General features: G+C 71.0%; 14 protein-coding genes. 6 read left to right on the forward strand and 8 right to left on the reverse strand.

Going from position 1 to position 18,506, the window contains the following annotated elements; all coding sequences use genetic code 11:
• Positions 1–61 precede the first annotated feature (61 nt).
• The 7 genes from HCN51_RS06285 to ctaD form a co-directional block, all read right to left on the reverse strand.
• Positions 62–2,806: an immune inhibitor A domain-containing protein gene (locus tag HCN51_RS06285; RefSeq protein ID WP_346433548.1), complete on the reverse strand. Its 2,745-nt coding sequence runs from the start codon at positions 2,804–2,806 to the stop codon at positions 62–64.
• 122 nt (positions 2,807–2,928) lie between these two features.
• A complete protein-coding gene (gene frdD / locus HCN51_RS06290) occupies positions 2,929–3,294 on the reverse strand; it encodes a fumarate reductase subunit FrdD (RefSeq protein WP_168007722.1) in 366 nt (121 codons plus the stop codon).
• Between the two features lie 20 nt (positions 3,295–3,314).
• Positions 3,315–3,719 (reverse strand): fumarate reductase subunit C, encoded by a 405-nt coding sequence (locus HCN51_RS06295; RefSeq protein ID WP_168007723.1) that lies wholly within the window; start codon positions 3,717–3,719, stop codon positions 3,315–3,317.
• On the reverse strand, positions 3,716–4,477 hold the full coding sequence (gene sdhB, locus HCN51_RS06300; protein WP_230465963.1) for a succinate dehydrogenase iron-sulfur subunit: 762 nt from the start codon (positions 4,475–4,477) through the stop codon (positions 3,716–3,718). Before sdhB ends, HCN51_RS06295 begins: the two co-directional genes overlap by 4 nt.
• Positions 4,470–6,215 (reverse strand): fumarate reductase (quinol) flavoprotein subunit, encoded by a 1,746-nt coding sequence (gene frdA, locus HCN51_RS06305; RefSeq protein ID WP_080036589.1) that lies wholly within the window; start codon positions 6,213–6,215, stop codon positions 4,470–4,472. Before frdA ends, sdhB begins: the two co-directional genes overlap by 8 nt.
• A 5-nt stretch (positions 6,216–6,220) precedes the next feature.
• A complete protein-coding gene (locus HCN51_RS06310) occupies positions 6,221–6,454 on the reverse strand; it encodes a hypothetical protein (protein ID WP_080036588.1) in 234 nt (77 codons plus the stop codon).
• A 40-nt stretch (positions 6,455–6,494) separates the two neighbouring features.
• The gene (gene ctaD / locus HCN51_RS06315) at positions 6,495–8,201 is read right to left on the reverse strand and encodes an aa3-type cytochrome oxidase subunit I (protein WP_168007725.1); all 1,707 of its coding nucleotides are present in this window, start codon (positions 8,199–8,201) and stop codon (positions 6,495–6,497) included.
• A 203-nt stretch (positions 8,202–8,404) separates the two neighbouring features.
• Here ctaD and HCN51_RS06320 point away from each other — a divergent pair, with 203 nt between their 5' ends.
• A complete protein-coding gene (locus HCN51_RS06320) occupies positions 8,405–9,616 on the forward strand; it encodes an aspartate aminotransferase type Ic (protein ID WP_168007727.1) in 1,212 nt (403 codons plus the stop codon).
• Between the two features lie 51 nt (positions 9,617–9,667).
• Here the strand turns inward: HCN51_RS06320 and HCN51_RS06325 are convergent, their stop codons facing one another.
• Positions 9,668–10,189 (reverse strand): hypothetical protein, encoded by a 522-nt coding sequence (locus tag HCN51_RS06325; protein WP_168007729.1) that lies wholly within the window; start codon positions 10,187–10,189, stop codon positions 9,668–9,670.
• Between the two features lie 112 nt (positions 10,190–10,301).
• Here HCN51_RS06325 and HCN51_RS06330 point away from each other — a divergent pair, with 112 nt between their 5' ends.
• From HCN51_RS06330 to HCN51_RS06350, 5 genes are all read left to right on the forward strand, one after another.
• On the forward strand, positions 10,302–11,663 hold the full coding sequence (locus HCN51_RS06330; RefSeq protein ID WP_346433549.1) for an FAD-binding oxidoreductase: 1,362 nt from the start codon (positions 10,302–10,304) through the stop codon (positions 11,661–11,663).
• A 183-nt stretch (positions 11,664–11,846) separates the two neighbouring features.
• Positions 11,847–14,174, forward strand: coding sequence for a serine/threonine-protein kinase (locus tag HCN51_RS59090; protein ID WP_346433550.1), 2,328 nt, complete (start codon positions 11,847–11,849; stop codon positions 14,172–14,174).
• 164 nt (positions 14,175–14,338) lie between these two features.
• Positions 14,339–15,874: an acyl-CoA carboxylase subunit beta gene (locus HCN51_RS06340; protein WP_168008048.1), complete on the forward strand. Its 1,536-nt coding sequence runs from the start codon at positions 14,339–14,341 to the stop codon at positions 15,872–15,874.
• Positions 15,871–17,742, forward strand: coding sequence for an ATP-binding protein (locus HCN51_RS06345; protein ID WP_168007731.1), 1,872 nt, complete (start codon positions 15,871–15,873; stop codon positions 17,740–17,742). The genes HCN51_RS06340 and HCN51_RS06345 overlap by 4 nt, the downstream gene beginning before the upstream one ends.
• Positions 17,739–18,506, forward strand: coding sequence for an enoyl-CoA hydratase-related protein (locus HCN51_RS06350; RefSeq protein WP_168007733.1), 768 nt, complete (start codon positions 17,739–17,741; stop codon positions 18,504–18,506). Before HCN51_RS06345 ends, HCN51_RS06350 begins: the two co-directional genes overlap by 4 nt.

Raw genomic sequence — 18,506 nt, forward strand, 5'->3', positions numbered from 1 at the left:
TCGATCGCCGGACGCGACTGATCTTAGGGGCCGCCGGGGTTGCCGGCGGCCCTCAGACGGGTTACTTCTTCGGGGGCACCACGTGAACGATCGCGCCCAGGTTGCCGGGGAGCGGGCTCACGAGCTTGAACTGCACGCCCAGCGCCTTGCCCTCGTCGCCGGGGTTGCCGGTGCCGAGGACGGAGCCGGCGGCCACCTGGCCGTACAGCTCGGTGGCGGGGGTGCCGTCCTGGTGCACCACGCGGGTGGTGTAGGTCTGGTCGCCCTTGGAGGGGACGACCACGGAGGCGTCGGCGTCGCGGAAGTACAGCCCGCCGTCGATCACCTCAAGGCCCGGGTACCAGGTCTTGGCGTCGGTGAAGGTGGACACGCCCTTCTGCGCGGGCAGGTCCGTGCAGTACTCGCTGAACGGCTCGTCCGGCGCCTCCAGGCACTCCTTGAACGGGTACGTCTTGCCGAACCCGAACGCGGCGTTGGAGGACTGCACCCGGCCCTGGAGGTTCTTCTGCAGCGTCGGGTCCTTCTCTGCGGCCACGCCGGTCCTGCGCAGCGGGTCGAAGTGGGAGTCGACGACGAGCAGGCTGCCCTTGGAGCCGAGGCTCGGCGGCTGCCTGAGGCTGTCGCCGAGGTTGTTGTTGATGTACGTCGAGTCGCGGTACCAGACGAGCAGGCCGGGCGCGTTGTACTTGATCTTCTGCACCTTCCACGCCCCGTCGCGGGAGTAGTCGGTGTCGTAGGTGTACTGCAGGCCCTTGTCGAAGCCGTCGAAGTTGCGCCACTCGGCGAGGTAGAAGCGCTGGATCTCGCGCTCGCCGTTGTTGCGGGTCCAGCCGGTGCCGCTGGTGTTGGTGAACGTGCCGTGCAGCGGCTTCCAGCCGGTGTCGCTCTCGACGTCGTCGCTCCACACGGCGGTGCCGCCGTTGGTGAGCTGGAAGTCGTCCACGTGCCAGCCGCGCGCCTGGAAGGCGGCGTCGGTGTTGTAGGTGAGCCGCAGCTTGATGGTCTGCCCGGCGAACGGCGTCAGGTTCACGTAGTCGTGCCGCCAGGCGCCGCCGGTGTCACCGGTGAGTCCGTACTTCTTGTTGCCGAAGGTCTTGAGGTTCTTGTACGGGTCCGGGTAGTCGTCCGGCGTGCTGACCTCGTTGCCGGCCTCGTCGTAGACCTTCTGCTGGGTCCACGTCTGGCCGCCGTCGGTGGAGACCTCGACGAAGCCGAAGTCCCAGTCCTGCTCGATCTCGTAGTTGTTCCACATCCACAGCTTGAGATCGGTGCCGGCGGGGACGGGCAGGTCGCGCTGCAGGCTGAGGTTGGCCCAGTCCTGGTCGAGGCCGCTCCACCAGGCGTTGGAGCCGCTGTGCACGTCGATCATCTTGAGCGGCGTGGAGGCCAGGTTCACCCGGACGCCGTCCTGGGTGAGCTTGGGCGTGCGCGACGCCTGGCCGACGGTGACGAGCTTGGCGGCGTCACCGGGGTTGAACGTCTTCGGGTTCGCCCAGCCGAGCACCCACTTGTCCCACAGGCCCATGTGGCTCGGCATCGACTGGAAGATCGGGCCGGAGTGGGAGCCGCTGGACATCAGGTCCCAGAAGTCCACGGCGGAGCTGTACTGGCCGGAGGTGTCGTACAGGTCGGGCAGGCCGAGGTCGTGGCCGTACTCGTGGGCGAAGACGCCGACGCCGGAGTCCTCGGGCTGCACGATGTAGTTGGAGATCTTGATGTTGGTGCCGGGCACCTTGTAGCCGCCGGCGACGGCGCTGGAGTGGGCCCAGATCGCGTACGTGCCCTGGGCGCCGCCGTCGGAGGACTTGTCCTTGCCGGCGTGCACGAGCACGAGGTGGTCGATCACGCCGTCGGGCTCGGCGAAGTTGCCGTCACCGTCGGCGTCGGAGATGTCCTCGACGTCGTAGTCCGCCCACGGGAAGTCGGGCTGGGCCTGCGCCAGGGCGTTGACGGTGTCGATGGGCAGCTGCTGGGCGCCGATCGGGTTGTCCGGGTGGCCGGACATGTCCTGGGGCGGGTTGCCGCAGGCGGCGGCGCCGTACCAGGCCTCGGAGTGCGGCACCTTGATCCAGCCGACGGCGGAGCCGGTGACGGAGTAGGCGCCCTTCGACATCTCCTCGTACATCTTCTTCATGGTGTAGCCGGAGATGTCGATGCCGGGCTTGCCGTCGCGCGGGTCCTTCAGGTCGAGGCGGACGCGCTCGGTGATGCCCTTGTCGGTGTAGAGCATCTTGTTGAAGTGCTCGGTGCTGAAGTCCTTGACCCAGAAGGAGTTGTTGTCCTTGTGCGGCAGCGTGGCCGGGTCGGGGATCTGGTTGTGCAGCGGGCCGTTCATCAGCGTGCCGGGCGGCTCGACGACGCAGTCGTCGGCGGCGCCCTGGGTGCTGCGCAGGCGGTTGAAGCCGGAGAAGTCGTCGTTGGCCTGCTCGTTGAACTCCACGAGCACGGTCAGGAGCTTCGCCGTGCGGGTCTGCTTGGTGTTCTTGAAGATCCATTCAGCGGGGTTGCGCCCGGTCCTGATGGCCTGCTCCTCGCGGGCGGCGAGGATGCGGCCGGTCGCCGGGTTGCCGCTGTTGAACTTCCGGTCGAACTTCTGGGCGGGGGTGAGTGAGCGCGAGCGCGCGTCCTCGACCTTGGGCTCCTTCGTCTCGTGGGGGACGGCCGGAGGAGCGTAGTTGATGTAGTAGTCCGCGGCCGTGGGCTGGTAGTTCGCGACGGACGTCGCGGCTGCCGGGGGCGTGGACAGGGCGGCGCCAAGGAGGGCGACCGCCGGGATCGTTGCTAACAGGCGCTTAGTACGTGGCACCAGGAACCCTCTCTGCCCGGGGTCGCCGGGCGCATGGCCATAGGGTGTGCAATGCCGGACGCTAAGGGGTACGTCAACCGAACGTAAAGTACGTTGTTGAAACGTGATCAAACTACGACATTTCAGAACATCAGCATCACGGCAATGACCCCGCCCGCAATAGCCCCGCCGTAACAAAACAGTGCTATCACCAGGTCGAACCGGGCCAGACCGAGCAGTTCCTCACTGGTGTGCCGGATCCGGTGCGCGGCGTGGAAGAGACACAGCACGACCACCACGACGAGCGTCAGCCGTACGAGCACGTTGCCCAGCAGCCCGCGCAGGTGCCCGGCGGTGGGCCAGTCCACGACCCCGAGCGGCATGAGCACCCCGAACAGCAGCACCAGCACCGGCAGCACGAGCGCCGCCACCACTCCCCCGCCGCTGAACAGCAGCCACAGGTACGGCTCCGGCGTCCGCCTCACCGCGACCCCCTCGGCACGCCTCATCGGAACTCCCTCAGCACGCCTCATCGGAACCCCCGGAGCACGAAGAACGCGATGACCGCCGAGACGACCAGCCACAGCGAGTGGTTGCCGCCCTGGATCATCCACGCGGGCAGCCGGTAGCCGTCCAGGCGCACGACGGTGGCCTTCGGCGCGAGGTTCAGGAACGTGACCGAGTGGAACGCGGTGGCCGCCAGCGCCACCACGTTGATCGCGATCATCCAGGGCCGCCCGGCCAGCGCCGCGAACTCCGGCAGCCCGCCGCCCAGCACCGCGCCGGCCAGCATCAGCAGGAACGCCACCGACCAGGCCACGAAGACGCTGGTCAGCTCGCGCAAGACGAAGATCGTGTAGCTGCGGGTGCGGGCGAACCAGAGGCGGTCCCGCCGCGGCCGGTAGGCGGCACCCGCGGGCACCTCGGTCTTCATCGCCTGCTCCACGGCAGCACCGAGCGCAGCGCGGCGGTCAGCTTGTAGCGCTGGATCGCCTCGGCCGGATCCACGTGCTTCGGGCAGACCTTCGTGCACTCGCCGACGAACGTGCACCCCCACACCGCGTCCTCCTGGTTGAGCACGTCGAAGCGGTCGCCCATGTCCCGCGAGTCGAGGTTGTAGCGCTGGGCCAGCGCGATGGCGGCCGGGCCGAGGAAGTCGGGGTCGAGCACGTAGACCGGGCAGGCCGAGTAACACAGCAGGCAGTTGATGCACATGCTGTACTGCTTGTACGCCTCCAGCTGCTCGGGCGTCTGGGCGTACTCGGCGGTCAGCGGCAGGTCCTCGCCCTCCCTGATCAGCCAGGGCCGCACCGACGACAGCTTGGCCAGGAACCCGTCGATGTCCACCACCAGGTCCCTGATGATCGGGAACCCCTTCAGCGGCTCGACCCTGACGGGCCCGTCGCCGTACTCGCTGAGGAAGGTGCCGCAGGTCAGCCGGGCCTCGCCGTTGACCGTCATGCCGCACGAGCCGCACACGCCCATCCGGCACGACCAGCGGTAGGACAGGCTGCCGTCGAGCTGGTCCTTGATGTGGTTGAGGCCGTCCAGCACGGCCCAGTCGCTCATGAGCGGCACGTCGTAGCCCTGGAAGACCGGCTCGGCGTCCTGGCCGGGCCGGTACCTCGCCACTTCCATCCGGATCGTCCGGGTGCCCGCCGCCTGCCGTACCGCTTGCGTCGTGTCAGTCACGGCCGTAGACCCTTTCTCCCGGTGGCCAGCGTGTGATCGTCACGGGCAGCAGGCCGACCGACGGCGTGCCGTCGGGGGCGCGGTGCACCAGCGAGTGCGCCAGGAAGGCCGCGTCGTCCCTGGCCGAGAAGTCGGTGCGCTGGTGCGCGCCGCGCGACTCCTCCCTGTTCAGCGCACAGGCGGCGATCGTCTGCGCGATCTCCAGCATGCTGCGCAGCTCCAGCAGGTTGATCAGCTCCGTGTTGAACGCGGTGCTGCTGTCCTCCATGCGGGCCTCCTCGGCCCGCTCGCGCAGCTCCGCGAGCGTGTCCACGGCCTTGGCCAGCACGTCGCCCGTGCGGTAGATGCCGGCCGCCCCTTCAAGTGTGTGCTGCATCCGCTCGCGCAGGTCGGCGATCCGCTCGCCGCGCCCGTTCCGGGGCCGGCCGCCCTCGCGCGCGCGTTCCAGCCGCCGCCGCTCGTCCTCGCCCTGGCTCCGTACGGCCGGCGGCTCGGCCTCGCGGTGCTCCTTGGCGAACGCGGCCGCCGCGATGCCCGCCCGGCGGCCGAAGACGAGGATCTCCGGCAGCGAGTTGGAGCCGAGCCGGTTGGCGCCGTTGATGCTCACGCAGGCCGTCTCCCCGGCCGCGTACAGGCCCGCGATGGGGGTGGCGCCGTGGAGGTCGGTGTGGACGCCGCCCATCATGTAGTGCACGACCGGGCGGACCGGGATGAGGTCGGTGGCCGGGTCGAGGTTCTGGTAGCTGCGGCACAGCTCGCGTACGAACGGGATGCGGGCGTCGATCTTCGCCTCGCCGAGGTGGCGCAGGTCGAGGTAGACCACCGGCCCGTACGGGGTGTCCACGGTGCGGCCCTGCCGCTGCTCGTGCACGAACGCCTGCGAGAGCCGGTCGCGCGGCCCCAGCTCCATGCTGCGCAGCCTCGGGGTGGGCGTCGGCTTGCCCAGGTCGTAGTCCTGGAGATAGCGGTAGCCGTCCTTGTTGATCAGCCAGCCGCCCTCCGCCCTGGCCGCCTCGGTGATGAGGATGCCGGTGAACGGCAGGCCGGTCGGGTGGTACTGGACGAACTCCATGTCCTTGAGCGGCGCGCCCTCCCGGTAGGCCAGGGCCATGCCGTCGCCGGTCTTGACGGCGGCGTTCGTGGTGAAGGGGAAGACCCGGCCGCAGCCGCCGGTGGCCAGGATGACGGTCCTGGCGGGGATGGTCTCGATGCGGCCGGTCCTGATCTCGGTGGCGACGACGCCGTGGACGCGGCCGTCGTCGACGAGGAGCTTGGTGACGTACCACTCGTCGTACCTGATGATGTCCTGATATTTCAGGGTGGTCTGGAAGAGCGTGTGCAGCAGGTGGAAGCCGGTCTTGTCGGCCGCGTACCAGGTGCGCATCTTCTTCATGCCGCCGAACGGCCGCACCGCGACCCGCCCGTCGCTCTCGCGGCTCCACGGGCAGCCCCAGTGTTCGAGCTGGATCAGCTCCTTGGGCGCCTCGGCCACGAACGCCTCCACCGCGTCCTGGTCGCACAGCCAGTCGCCGCCCGAGATCGTGTCGTAGCAGTGCTCGTCCAGCGTGTCCCCGGGAGCGATCACCCCGGCGGCGCCGCCCTCGGCGGAGACGGTGTGGCTGCGCATCGGATAGACCTTCGACACGACCGCCACCTTGAGCGCGGGGTCCGTCTCGGCGACCGCCACGGCGGCCCGCAGCCCGGCTCCGCCTCCTCCGACGATGAGCACGTCGATCATCTACGTCACTTCCCGAGGTCCGGCCGGATCGGGTCCTTCACCCGCTTGCCGTCATGGCGGATGGCGGACAGGTGGATGCTGCCGTCGTGGTACTCGTGCCTGATGCGGCGGCAGCCGCAGTCGAAGAGCTGGTCGCGGATGACCAGGCCGTAGCCGTCGTCGTCGACGAGGCGATCACCTCCGGACTGCTTCCCGCAGGGTGCCGTCTCGGGGTCGAAGGGAATCTTCGTGCCTGTCATCGCCGATCTCCCTAGATAGGCGAAAGGTCAAGGAGGAGGGTCAGCCGGGCGCGTCCTGGCGCGGCGGCACCTCGGGCGTGCCGCTCTCCTCGGTCTCCGGCGGCTGCTCGTCGGGCTTCTCGTGCGGGTAGTGCAGGTCGAAGGCCGGGCGTTCGGAGCGGATGGGCGGCATGCGGGTGAAGTTGTGGCGCGGCGGCGGGCAGCTCGTCGCCCATTCGAGGGAGTTGCCGTAGCCCCACGGGTCGTCGAGCGTGACCTTGGGGGCGTGCCGGGCGGTCTTCCAGACGTTGTAGAGGAACGGCAGCGTCGAGGCGCCCAGCAGGAACGCCCCGACCGAGGAGATCTCGTTCAGCGTGGTGAAGCCGTCGGCCGCGCTGTAGTCGGCGTAGCGCCTGGGCATGCCGAGCTGGCCGAGCACGTGCTGGATGAGGAACGTGGTGTGGAAGCCGATGAACAGCGTCCAGAAGTGGATCTTGCCGAGCCGGTCGTCGAGCAGCCGGCCGGTCATCTTCGGCCACCAGAAGTAGAAGCCCGAGAACATGGCGAACACGACGGTGCCGAAGACCACGTAGTGGAAGTGGGCGACGACGAAGTACGTGTCGCTGATGTGGAAGTCGAGCGGCGGCGAGGCCAGGATGATCCCGGTCAGCCCGCCCAGCAGGAACGTCACGAGGAAGCCGATCGCGAACAGCATCGGCGTCTCGAAGCTCAGATGGCCGCGCCACATCGTGCCGATCCAGTTGAAGAACTTCACCCCGGTCGGCACCGCGATGAGGAACGTCATGAACGAGAAGAACGGCAGCAGCACCTGCCCGGTGGGGAACATGTGGTGCGCCCACACCGTCATCGACAGCCCCGCGATCGCGATCGTGGCCCCGACGAGGCTCCCGTAGCCGAAGATCGGCTTGCGGCTGAAGACCGGGATGACCTCGGTGATGATGCCGAAGAACGGCAGCGCGATGATGTAGACCTCGGGATGGCCGAAGAACCAGAACAGGTGCTGCCAGAGTATCGGCCCGCCGTTGTCGGACAGGAAGACCTGCGTGCCCAGCTTGCGGTCGGACTCCAGCACCAGCAGCGCCGCCGCCAGCACGGGGAAGGCCATCAGCACGAGCATGCTGGTCAGCAGCACGTTCCAGGTGAACATCGGCATGCGGAACATCGTCATGCCGGGCGCCCGCATCCCGATGATCGTGGTCACGAAGTTGACCGCGCCGAGGATCGTGCCGAGGCCCGACATCGCCAGGCCCATGATCCAAAGGTCCGCGCCGACCTGCGGCGTGTGCACCGCCGACGACAGCGGCGTGTAGGCGAACCAGCCGAAGTCGGCCGCGCCGCCCGGCGTGAAGAAGCCCGCCACCACCATCAGCCCGCCGAACAGGAACAGCCAGTACGCCACCGCGTTCAGCCGGGGGAAGGCCACGTCGGGGGCGCCGATCTGCAGCGGCATGACCACGTTCGCGAACCCCGCGAACAGCGGGGTGGCGAACAGCAGCAGCATCACCGTGCCGTGGATGGTGAAGAGCTGGTTGTACTGCTGCTGGCTGACGATCTGCATGCCGGGCGCGGCCAGCTCGGCCCGGATGAACATGGCCATGACGCCCGCGACGAGGAAGAAGGCGAACGAGGTGATCAGGTAGAGGTACCCGATGACCTTGTGATCGGTCGTCGACAGCCAGGATGCGATGATCGTCCCGGTGCGACGGCGCCTGACCTGCTCGATCGAGGTCTCTCGAACGGTCGTCACGGCTGCTCCCTCCGACGCGGAGTTGTGCCTGCCCCGATCTACCCATTCCACGCCAACGATCGCCGCTCGGCTAGGCGTTCTTTGTGATTGGCTCCCGAAAGCTTTGATCCGCGCCCCGTCTCCATGGCTGTCCACATGGCGGATACCGTCCGGCCGGGCCCGTGGCATCTTCTATCCTTCGAAGGTCAACAGAATCGGAGGAGATGCTCGTGACCGCCCAGCGTGACTACGCCGACCTCGTCCAGCGAGGGCTCTCGCTCGACCTCACCAGGGGCAAGCCGTCGCCGCGCCAGCTCGACCTCTCCAACGATCTGCTCAAACTGCCCACGTCCTACCAGGCGGCCGACGGCACCGACGGCCGCAACTACGGCAACCTCCAGGGCCTGGCCGAGCTGCGCGAGCTGTTCGCGCCGCTGGTGCAGGTGCCGGCGGAGCAGCTCGTCGTCGGCGGCAACTCCAGCCTGGCGCTGATGCACGACACCGTGGTGCACGCGCTGCTCACGCCGGTGCCGGGCGCCGCCCGCCGGTGGGTCGAGGAGCCGGAGATCACGTTCCTGTGCCCGGTGCCCGGCTACGACCGGCACTTCACGATCTGCGAGCGGTTCGGCATCAAGATGGTGCCCGTGCCGATGACCGCCGAGGGCCCCGACATGGACGTCGTCGAGCGCCTGGTCGCCGCCGACGCGAGCGTCAAGGGCATGTGGTGCGTGCCGAAGTACAGCAACCCGTCCGGCATCACCTACAGCGACGAGACCGTGCGCAGACTGGCCGCCATGCGGACGGCCGCGCCCGACTTCCGGATCTTCTGGGACAACGCGTACGCGGTGCACCACCTCACCGACACCCCCGACGAGCTGGCCGACCTGCTGGCCCTGGCCGCCGAGCACGGCAACGCCGACCGGGTGTTCGTCTACGCCTCCACCTCGAAGGTGACGCTGGCCGGCTCCGGCGTCTCGTTCTTCGGCGGCTCCCCGGCGAACGTGAAGTGGTTCCTGCACAACACCTCGAAGCAGTCGATCGGCCCCGACAAGATCAACCAGCTCCGTCACGTGGAGTTCCTGCGTGACGGCGCCGGGGTGGCCGCGCACATGCGCCGCCACGCCGAGCTGATCGGCCCGAAGTTCGAGCTGGTCGACAAGGTGCTGACCGAGCGGCTCGGCGACCTGGCCACCTGGACGAGCCCGCGGGGCGGCTACTTCATCAGCCTGGAGGTGCCGCACGCCGCCGAGGTGGTGGCCAAGGCCAAGGCGGCCGGCATCGCGCTGACGCCCGCCGGGGCCACGCACCCGTACGGCAAGGACCCCGACGACCGCGTGATCAGGATCGCGCCGACCTACCCCGGCCTCGACGAGCTGGAGCAGGCCATCAACGGCCTGGCCGTCTGCGTCCGCCTGGTCGCCGAAGAGCGCGGCTGAGCCCGGCCGGCGGCCCCCGTCCCGCGAGGGGCGGGGGCCGCCGCCGTTCCGCTACGGGCGGGGGCCGCCGCCGTTCCTGAAGCCGAAGATGTACTCGCGCGTCTCGCTGGGGTGGAACGTGATGTCCACGCCCGGCTCGAAGACGACGTTGTCGCGCGCGCAGTAGTACAAGCTCTCCCACACGCGCAGCGCCTTCTCCCTGGCGGGCGCCTCCGCCCGGTCGCGCCGGCGGGCGCCGCGCGCGCCGAGCACGTTCAGCAGGCCGAACGCCCAGAACAGGCCGGTCAGGCAGAACGGCGCCAACAGCACCTCGCCCCAGTTCGGGTCCTGGCCCATCGCGATCACCAGCGACACGACGAGATGCACCAGGGCCGCGACCAGCAGCAGCACGTACCCCTGGTTCCTGGCCCACGCCGTGTAGTGCCGGCTGGGGAACGACAGCCACACCGCGAGCTGCGTGCGGCTCATGACGTGCTTGGACGCGCCGAGCTCCGCCGCCGTGGGCAGGTCGGCGACCTCGCGCGTGCCGGGTAACCGCACCCGCCCGATCCGGTACGTGGTCCCAGCGGCCACCGCCCCAGGAACCGCGACAACCTGGTCAGCTTCCGCACACACCGGGCACCCGACTTTCACCCGGGCAGTCTGGCCTTAAGAAACGCGCTGCGCAAACCATAAGGTGCATAGTGTGAGACCGATTGATGCCCTGGTGGACGCTCTGTCCGATGCCCGCGTCGTGACCGACCCCGACGTGATCGACTCCTACGCCCGCGACCGCACGTTCCTGGAGCCCGGCAAGCCGCTCGGCGTGGTGCTCGCCACCAGCCGCGACGACGTCGTCACCACCATGCGGTGGGCCACCGAGCACCGCGTGCCGGTGGTGCCGCGCGGCGGCGGCACCGGCCTGGCCGGCGCCTCCGTGGCCGGCGACGGCTCGATCATCCTGTCGCTGGCGAAGATGACCGCAATCAGGGAGCTCTCCCCCGCCGACGAGATCGCCGTCGTCGAGCCCGGCGTCATCACCGCCGACCTGGACAGGGCCGCCAGGGAGCACGGGCTGATGTACGCGCCGGACCCGTCCTCGTACGAGATCTCCACCATCGGCGGGAACCTGGCCACCAACGCCGGCGGGCTGCGCTGCGTCAAGTACGGCGTGACCAGGGACTCCGCGCTCGGCCTCGAAGTGGTGCTGGCCGACGGCCGGGTGCTGAACACCGGGCGGCGCACGATGAAGGGCGTCACGGGCTACGACCTGACCGGGCTGTTCGTCGGCTCCGAGGGCACGCTGGGCGTGATCACCGCCGCCACCGTGCGGCTGCGGCGCGCGCCGGCCGCGCCGCCCGCGACGTTCGCCGCCGACTTCTCCTCGCTGCGGGACGCCGGCGCGGCCGTGTCGGCGATCATGGCGGCGGGCTGCCAGCCGTCGCTCATGGAGCTGCTCGACCGGGCCACGCTGGAGGCCATCGACGACTGGCGCAACATCGGGCTCGAACCGGCCACGCAGGCCATGCTCATCGGCCAGTCCGACGCCGCCGACGGCCAGGCCGCGGTGGAGCGCATGGAGCGGATCTGCGCGGAGAACGGCGCCTCGTTCGTGGCCGTCTCCTCCAGCCCGCAGGAGGCCGACGAGCTGATCGGGCTGCGGCGGCTGGCGTACGGGGCCAAGGAGCGCCAGGGCGCGTGCCTGGTCGAGGACGTGTGCGTGCCCCGCTCGGCACTGGCCGAGATGATCGGCAGGATCGAGGCGGCGGCGGTGCGGCACGGGGTGCGGATCGCCACGGTGGCGCACGCCGGCGACGGCAACCTGCACCCGGTCTTCATCTTCGAGCACGGCACCGTCGAGCCGCCCCCCGAGGTGTGGGCCGCGGCGGACGAGGTGTTCAAGGACGCGCTCGCGCTCGGCGGCACGCTCACCGGCGAGCACGGCGTCGGCCTGCTGAAGCGGCGCTGGCTGGAGCTGGAGTCGGGGCCGGTGGCGGGCGAGCTCCAGCGGGGCATCAAGGCCGTGTTCGACCCCCTCGGCATCCTCAATCCGGGCAAGGCGATCTGACCCCGACCTCGTGGATCTTGCCTTCACCAAGCCGTGACCTTGGGCGTCCAAGCACACACGACCTGCGACGGGAGCCTGACTTTCCTCGTCAAAACATGAAACTTCTGACAGGTCCGGCAGACGCCTCAAGGGTCGCGCTGGTAGCGTTTTGCCTCATCTATTGGGTTGTAATGGGGGTCCGACGTGAATCAGTTCCAGCCGTTGGCGGCGGACGATCCGCGGCGGCTGGGGGCGTATGACATCGTCGCCCGGCTCGGCGAGGGCGGCCAGGGCGTTGTCTATCTCGGCAAGAGCGACTCGGGGGAACAAGTCGCCGTCAAGCTGCTGCACAACGCCCTGGTGGCGGACGCCGACGCCCGCACCCGCTTCCTGCGCGAGGTGGCGGTCGCCCAGCGCGTCGCCCGGTTCTGCACCGCTCCCGTGCTGCACGCCGACCTGGACGGGAGCCGGCCGTACATCGTCAGCGAGTACGTGCCCGGCCCGTCCCTGCGCGAGCTGGTCATCAACGAGGGGCCGCGGCGGGGCGCCGCCCTGGAACGACTGGCGATCAGTACGGCGACCGCGCTCGCGGCCATCCACCGGGCCGGCATCCTGCACCGCGACTTCAAGCCCGCGAACGTGCTGATGGGGCCCGAAGGCCCCGTCGTGATCGACTTCGGCATCGCCCGCGCCCTCGACTCCCCCGGCGCCACCGCCACCGGCATGGCCATGGGCACGCCCTCGTACCTGGCGCCCGAGCAGCTCAGCGGGGCGCAGGTGTCGGAAGCGGCCGACGTGTTCGCCTGGGGCGTCACCATGGTGTTCGCCGCCACCGGCAAGCCCGCGTTCGGGGCCGACTCCATTCCCGTCGTGATGAACCGGATCCTCAACGAGGAGCCGGAGCTCGGGACGATGGAGGGGCTGCTGGGCGACCTGGTGGCCGCCTGCCTGTCCAAGGACCCGGCGCAGCGGCCCAGCGCGGACGAGCTCATCGTCCACCTCACCGGCCAGCCCGCCCCGAAGGCGGCCATCGAGCCCGTGACGGGCGGCCAGAGGACCTTCGGCGGCGCCGCGGGCGCGACCGGCGGCGCCGCCGCGGGTGCGGGTGCCGGCTCTGGTGGCCCTGGCGGCTCTGGTGGCGCGTCCGGGCAGGACGACTACCCCGGCCCCTGGCACCAGCCGACCGGGCCCCAGCAGCTTCCGGTGCCGCAGACGGGCGACTACGGCCACCAGGCGGCGGCCGCGACGGCGCACCTCGGCCCGGCGGGCAACACCTCCCCCGGCCCGATCCAGGGCGGCGCGGGCGGCGGGGCTCAGGGCGGGCCGCACGCCGGTATGCCGCAGCCCGGGATGCCTGGCGGGCCCCAGATGGGCATGCCCGGCGGCCCTCAGGCGGGCGTCGCCGGCGGCCCTCAGGGTGCCGGCGTGCCGGGCTCTGTGCCGGGTGGCCCGCAGGGTGCGCCCGGGATGCAGGGCGGGCCCGGTGGTGGACAGCAGGGCGCGGCGTCCGGCATGCCGGGCTCCGGCCAGCCCTTCCCGGCAGGCGCCCACGGCGGCCCCGCAGGCCCGGGCGGGCCGGGTGGCGCGGGCGGGCCGGGCGGAGCCGGCGGCCCGAGTGGGCCGGGCAGGCTCAACGGGCCCGGTGGGGCCGGTGGTCCCGCTGGTGGGGCCGGGACGCGGCCGGGTGGGGGTGCGCCCGCGAAGCAGCGACGTACCCTGACGCTCGCCCTGTCCGGCGCGGCGGCAGCGGCGCTGCTCGTCGTGATCGGCGCGGTCGTCGTGCAGGCCAACAGCAAGGAGGCCCCGGTCGTGGCCGTGGGCAACTCGGCCAGCGAGTCCGAGGGCGGCTCGGGTGCGGGCCAGCCGGGCGAGGGCCCGTCCGAGCAGCAGCCGCCGCCCGTGGCGCAGCCGACGGACAGCGCGGCGCCGGTGCCCACGCTGGACATCGAGCCGGAGGAGACCAAGAAGAGCAGGAAGCCGACCAAGGAGCCGATCGCTCAGGTGCCGGACCCGGTCACGCAGGCTCCGAGGCCGCAGACCACCACGAAGAAGGCCGAGCCGACGCCGACGCCGACCAGGACGAAGAAGAAGTCGACGACGCTCATCGAGCCTGAGGTGGACCCGGCGCGCAGCCCGTCCCCCACGCCCAAGACGTCGAAGACGCCGTCGTCGAAGACGAGCGCGAAGCCCGAGGCGGCGCTGAAGCCGAACACCTACAGCCCGGCGGCGGCGTGCGGCTCCGGCTACAAGATCATCAACTCGCACGCGCTGGGCGACAAGGCCACGGTCTACCTGCTCTACAGCAGCAGCGCGGGCAAGAACTGCGTGGTCACGATGTCCCGTTACGTGTACCCGAACAAGACGAAGATGAGCGCGACCCTCCAGGTGCAGGGCGGCGCGACGGGCGGCGACAACGGCGCGTTCACCGCCTACGCCGGCCCGGTGCGCCTGGCCGCGGCCAAGAAGTGCGTCATGTGGGGCGGCGCGTTCGGCGCGCTGAGCTGGAAGTCGGGCTGGAGCCACTGCGGCTGAGCACCGCGGCTGAGGTCCGATGAACAGGCGAGCCGCCACCCGGTACGGGGTGGCGGCTCGTTCCATGCCTGGGCTAGCGTGCTGGGCATGATCGTCGCGAGGACTCCGTGATCACGAGCAGGCTCGACACCGCGAGCGCCGAGTACCGCGCCAGGCGCGCGGCGATGCTGGCCAAGCTGGCCGACCTGGACGCCGAGCAGGCCAAGGCGGTGGCCGGGGGCGGCGCGAAGTACGTCGAGCGGCACCGCGCCCGCGGCAAGCTGCTGGCGAGGGAGCGGGTCGAGCTGCTGGTCGACCCCGACTCCCCCTTCCTGGAGCTGTCGCCGCTGGCGGCCTGGGGCACCGACTTCCCGGTGGGGGCGAGCGTGGTGACGGGCATCGGGGTGATCGAGGGCGTCGAGTGCGTGATCACCGCGAACGATCCCACGGTCCGCGGCGGCGCCTCGAACCCGTGGACGTTGAAGAAGACCCTGCGCGCGGCGGAGATCGCGCTGCGCAACCGGCTCCCGTACGTGAACCTGGTGGAGAGCGGCGGCGCGGACCTGCCGACGCAGAAGGAGATCTTCATCCCGGGCGGGCAGATCTTCCGCGACCTGACGAGGCTGTCGGCGGCGGGGGTGCCGACGGTGGCGCTGGTGTTCGGCAACTCGACGGCGGGCGGCGCGTACGTGCCGGGGATGAGCGACCACGTGGTGATGGTGCGGGAGCGGGCCAAGGTGTTCCTGGGCGGGCCGCCGCTGGTCAAGATGGCGACCGGGGAGGAGTCCGACGACGAGTCGCTGGGCGGGGCGGAGATGCACGCCCGGGTGAGCGGGCTGGCCGACCACCTGGCCGAGGACGAGCACGACGCGCTGCGGGTCGGCCGCCGGATCATCGCCTCGCTGGGCTGGCGGAAGCTGGGCCGCGCGCCCGATCCCGGCGTGGCGGAGCCGGCGTATCCGGCCGACGAGCTGCTCGGCATCGTGCCGGAGGACCTGAAGGTGCCGTTCGACCCGCGCGAGGTGATCGCGCGGGTGGTCGACGGGAGCATGTTCGAGGAGTTCAAGCCGCTGTACGGGTCCTCGCTGGTGACGGGCTGGGCCCGGATCCACGGGTATCCGGTGGGGGTACTGGCCAACGCGCGCGGGGTGCTGTTCAGCGAGGAGTCGCAGAAGGCCACGCAGTTCATCCAGCTGGCGAACCAGTCGCGCACGCCGCTGTTGTTCCTGCAGAACACGACCGGGTACATGGTCGGCAAGGACTACGAGCAGGGCGGCATCATCAAGCACGGCGCCATGATGATCAACGCGGTGTCCAACTCGACGGTGCCGCACCTGACGGTCGTCATGGGCGCCTCCTACGGCGCGGGCAACTACGGCATGTGCGGGCGCGCCTACGAGCCCCGCTTCCTGTTCTCCTGGCCGAGCGCGAAGTCGGCGGTGATGGGCCCGGCACAGCTCGCGGGGGTGCTGTCGATCGTGGGGCGGGCCTCCGCCCTGGCCAAGGGGCAGGTGTACGACGAGGAGGCCGACGCGGCGATGCGGGCGATGGTGGAGGCGCAGATCGAGGCCGAGTCGCTGGCCTTCTTCCTGTCGGGGCGGCTGTACGACGACGGGGTGATCGATCCGCGCGACACCCGTACCGTGCTGGGGATGTGCCTGTCGGCGATCAACAGCGCGCCGGAGCCGGAGGCGGCGGGGTTCGGGGTGTTCCGGCCGTGATCACCCGCCTGCTCGTCGCGAACCGGGGCGAGATCGCCCGCCGCGTCTTCCGTACCTGCCGGGAGCTGGGCATCTCCACGGTGGCCGTGTTCTCCGACGCCGACGCGGAGTCGCCGCACGTGGCCGAGGCCGACCTGGCGGTGCGCCTGCCGGGTGTGCGCCCGTCGGAGACGTACCTGGACGTGGAGCGGCTGCTGGCGGCCTGCCGGGCGTCGGGGGCGGACGCGGTGCATCCCGGCTACGGGTTCCTGTCGGAGAGCGCGGAGTTCGCGCGGGAGGTGCTGGCGGCCGGGCTGGTCTGGGTCGGCCCGCCGCCGGAGGCGATCGCGGCCATGGGGGTGAAGATCGGGGCGAAGCGGCTGATGGCGGAGGCGGGGGTGCCCGTGCTGCCCTCGCTCGATCTCGCCGCGCCGGAGGAGTTCCCGCTGCTGGTGAAGGCGTCGGCGGGGGGCGGCGGGCGCGGGATGCGGGTGGTGCGCGGCCCTGAGGAGCTGGCGGGGGCGGTGGAGTCGGCGCGGCGGGAGGCCGCCTCGGCGTTCGGCGACGGCACCGTGTTCGCCGAGCCGCTGCTGGAGCGGGCCCGGCACGTGGAGGTGCAGGTGCTGGCCGACCGGCACGGCACCGTGTGGGCGCTGGGCGAGCGCGAGTGCAGCGTGCAGCGGCGGCACCAGAAGGTGGTCGAGGAGTGTCCCTCGCCGGGCATCTCGGAGGCGACGCGTTCCCTGCTGTACGAGGCCGCGACGCGGGCCGCGCGCACGATCGGCTACGTCGGCGCCGGCACCGTGGAGTTCCTGGTCAAGGGCGAGCGGGTGGCGTTCCTGGAGATGAACACCCGGCTCCAGGTCGAGCATCCGGTGACCGAGCTGGTCCACGGCGTGGATCTGGTGCGGCTGCAGATCGAGGTGGCGGAGGGGGCCGCGCTGCCGCCCGCGCCGCCTCCGCCGGTGGGGTGGGCGGTGGAGGCGCGCCTGTACGCCGAGGACTCCCGGCACGTGCCACAGGCCGGGGTGCTGCGGCGGTTCGAGATCGCGGGCGGGGTGCGGGTGGACGCCGGGGTGGAGTCGGGGTCGGTGGTGTCGCCGCACTATGACGCGTTGCTGGCGAAGGTGGTGGCGCACGGCTCGACGCGGGCGGAGGCGGTGCGCAAGCTGGTGTCGGCGTTGCGCGGGGCGCGGCTGCACGGTCTCACAACAAATCGCGATTTGCTCGTAAATATCCTGACAAATCGGGATTTCGCGGCGGGCGACACGCACACCGGCTTCCTCGACGCGGACGGCCCGCTCCACACGTCCCCTGTTCGGACGCGGGACGGTCAGGAGGCGCTGGCCGCCGCGCTCGCCGTGGCCGCGCTCAACCGCAGCCGCGCCCGCGTCCTGGCCGGCCTGCCCGCCGGCTGGCGCAACGTGCGCTCCCAGCCCCGCACCGTCCGCTTCGAGGAGACCGGCGAGGTGACCTACGACCCGCTCCCCGAGGGTGTCGCCGTAGTCGCCGCGGACCCGTACCGGGTGGTGCTGGAGCAGGGCGGGCTGCGCCGTACGTACGAGATCGCCCACTATCCCGGCAGCGTGTGCGTCGACCACGCGGGCGGCCACGCGGAGCTGACGCCCGTCCCGCGGCTGCCCGAGCCGTCCGAGCACGTCGCGCCCGGCTCGCTGCTGGCCCCCATGCCGGGCAGCGTGCTGCGGGTCGAGGTGGAGCCCGGCGACCGGGTGGTCAAGGGGCAGGCGGTGCTGGTGCTGGAGGCGATGAAGATGGAGCACGTGATCACCGCCCCGGCCGATGGCGTGGTTTCGGGCGTGCACGTGGAGAAGGGCCGGCAGGTCGACGCGGGAGCGGTGCTGGCGATCATCCAGGAGGGGGACTCATGACGGAGCTGGTGCACAAGGAGCTGGCGGGGGGCGTCGCGACGATCACGCTGGACTCGCCGCCCAACCGCAACGCGCTGTCCGGCCGCCTGCTCGCCGAGCTGGCCGAGCGGCTGGGCTGGGCGCTGGCCGAGCCGGCGGCCAGGGTGATCGTGCTGACCGCGACGGGGAACGTGTTCTGCTCGGGCGCCGACCTCAAGGAGCAGCGGGCCTCGGGCGCGCCGGTGACGGCCGCGTTCCCGGAGGTCCTGGAGCTGATCTGGGACAGCCCGAAGCCGGTCGTCTGCCGGCTCAACGGCACGGCGCGGGCGGGCGGCCTGGGGCTGGTGGCGGCGTGCGACTTCGCGATCGCGCCGCTGACGGCGTCGTTCGCGTTCACGGAGGTACGGCTGGGCGTCGCGCCCGCCATGATCGCCGTCCCGGTGCTGCGCAGGCTGAGCGCCCGGGCGGCGGCCGAGTACTTCCTGACCGGCGAGGTCTTCGACGCCGCGCGGGCGGTGGAGATCGGCCTGCTGTCGGCGGCCGTCCCGCCGGAGGAGCTGGACGCGACCGTGGCCCGGTACGCCGGGATGCTCGCGCTGGGCGGCCCGGAGGCGCTGGCGATCACGAAACGGCTGGTCAGGGAGGTGCCGGCGATGCCGTTCGGTGAGGGGTTGCGCCGGATGGCCGAGCTGTCGGCCGAGCGCTTCACCTCGGAGGAGGGCCAGGAGGGCATCGCGGCCTTCCGCGACAAGCGCCCGCCCGCGTGGGTGCCCGCGGAGGGCTGA

The sequence above is a fragment of the Nonomuraea composti genome, from assembly GCF_012034275.1.
Lineage (GTDB): Bacteria > Actinomycetota > Actinomycetes > Streptosporangiales > Streptosporangiaceae > Nonomuraea > Nonomuraea composti.

Coding starts and splice junctions, on each gene's coding strand:
- frdA (WP_080036589.1), bottom strand. CDS start 6,215: ATGATCGACGTGCTCATCGTCGGAGGAGGCGGAGCCGGGCTGCGGGCC.
- HCN51_RS06310 (WP_080036588.1), bottom strand. CDS start 6,454: ATGACAGGCACGAAGATTCCCTTCGACCCCGAGACGGCACCCTGCGGG.
- HCN51_RS06295 (WP_168007723.1), bottom strand. CDS start 3,719: ATGAAGACCGAGGTGCCCGCGGGTGCCGCCTACCGGCCGCGGCGGGAC.
- HCN51_RS06340 (WP_168008048.1), top strand. CDS start 14,339: ATGCTGGCCAAGCTGGCCGACCTGGACGCCGAGCAGGCCAAGGCGGTG.
- HCN51_RS06320 (WP_168007727.1), top strand. CDS start 8,405: ATGCTCGTGACCGCCCAGCGTGACTACGCCGACCTCGTCCAGCGAGGG.
- frdD (WP_168007722.1), bottom strand. CDS start 3,294: ATGAGGCGTGCCGAGGGGGTCGCGGTGAGGCGGACGCCGGAGCCGTAC.
- HCN51_RS06350 (WP_168007733.1), top strand. CDS start 17,739: ATGACGGAGCTGGTGCACAAGGAGCTGGCGGGGGGCGTCGCGACGATC.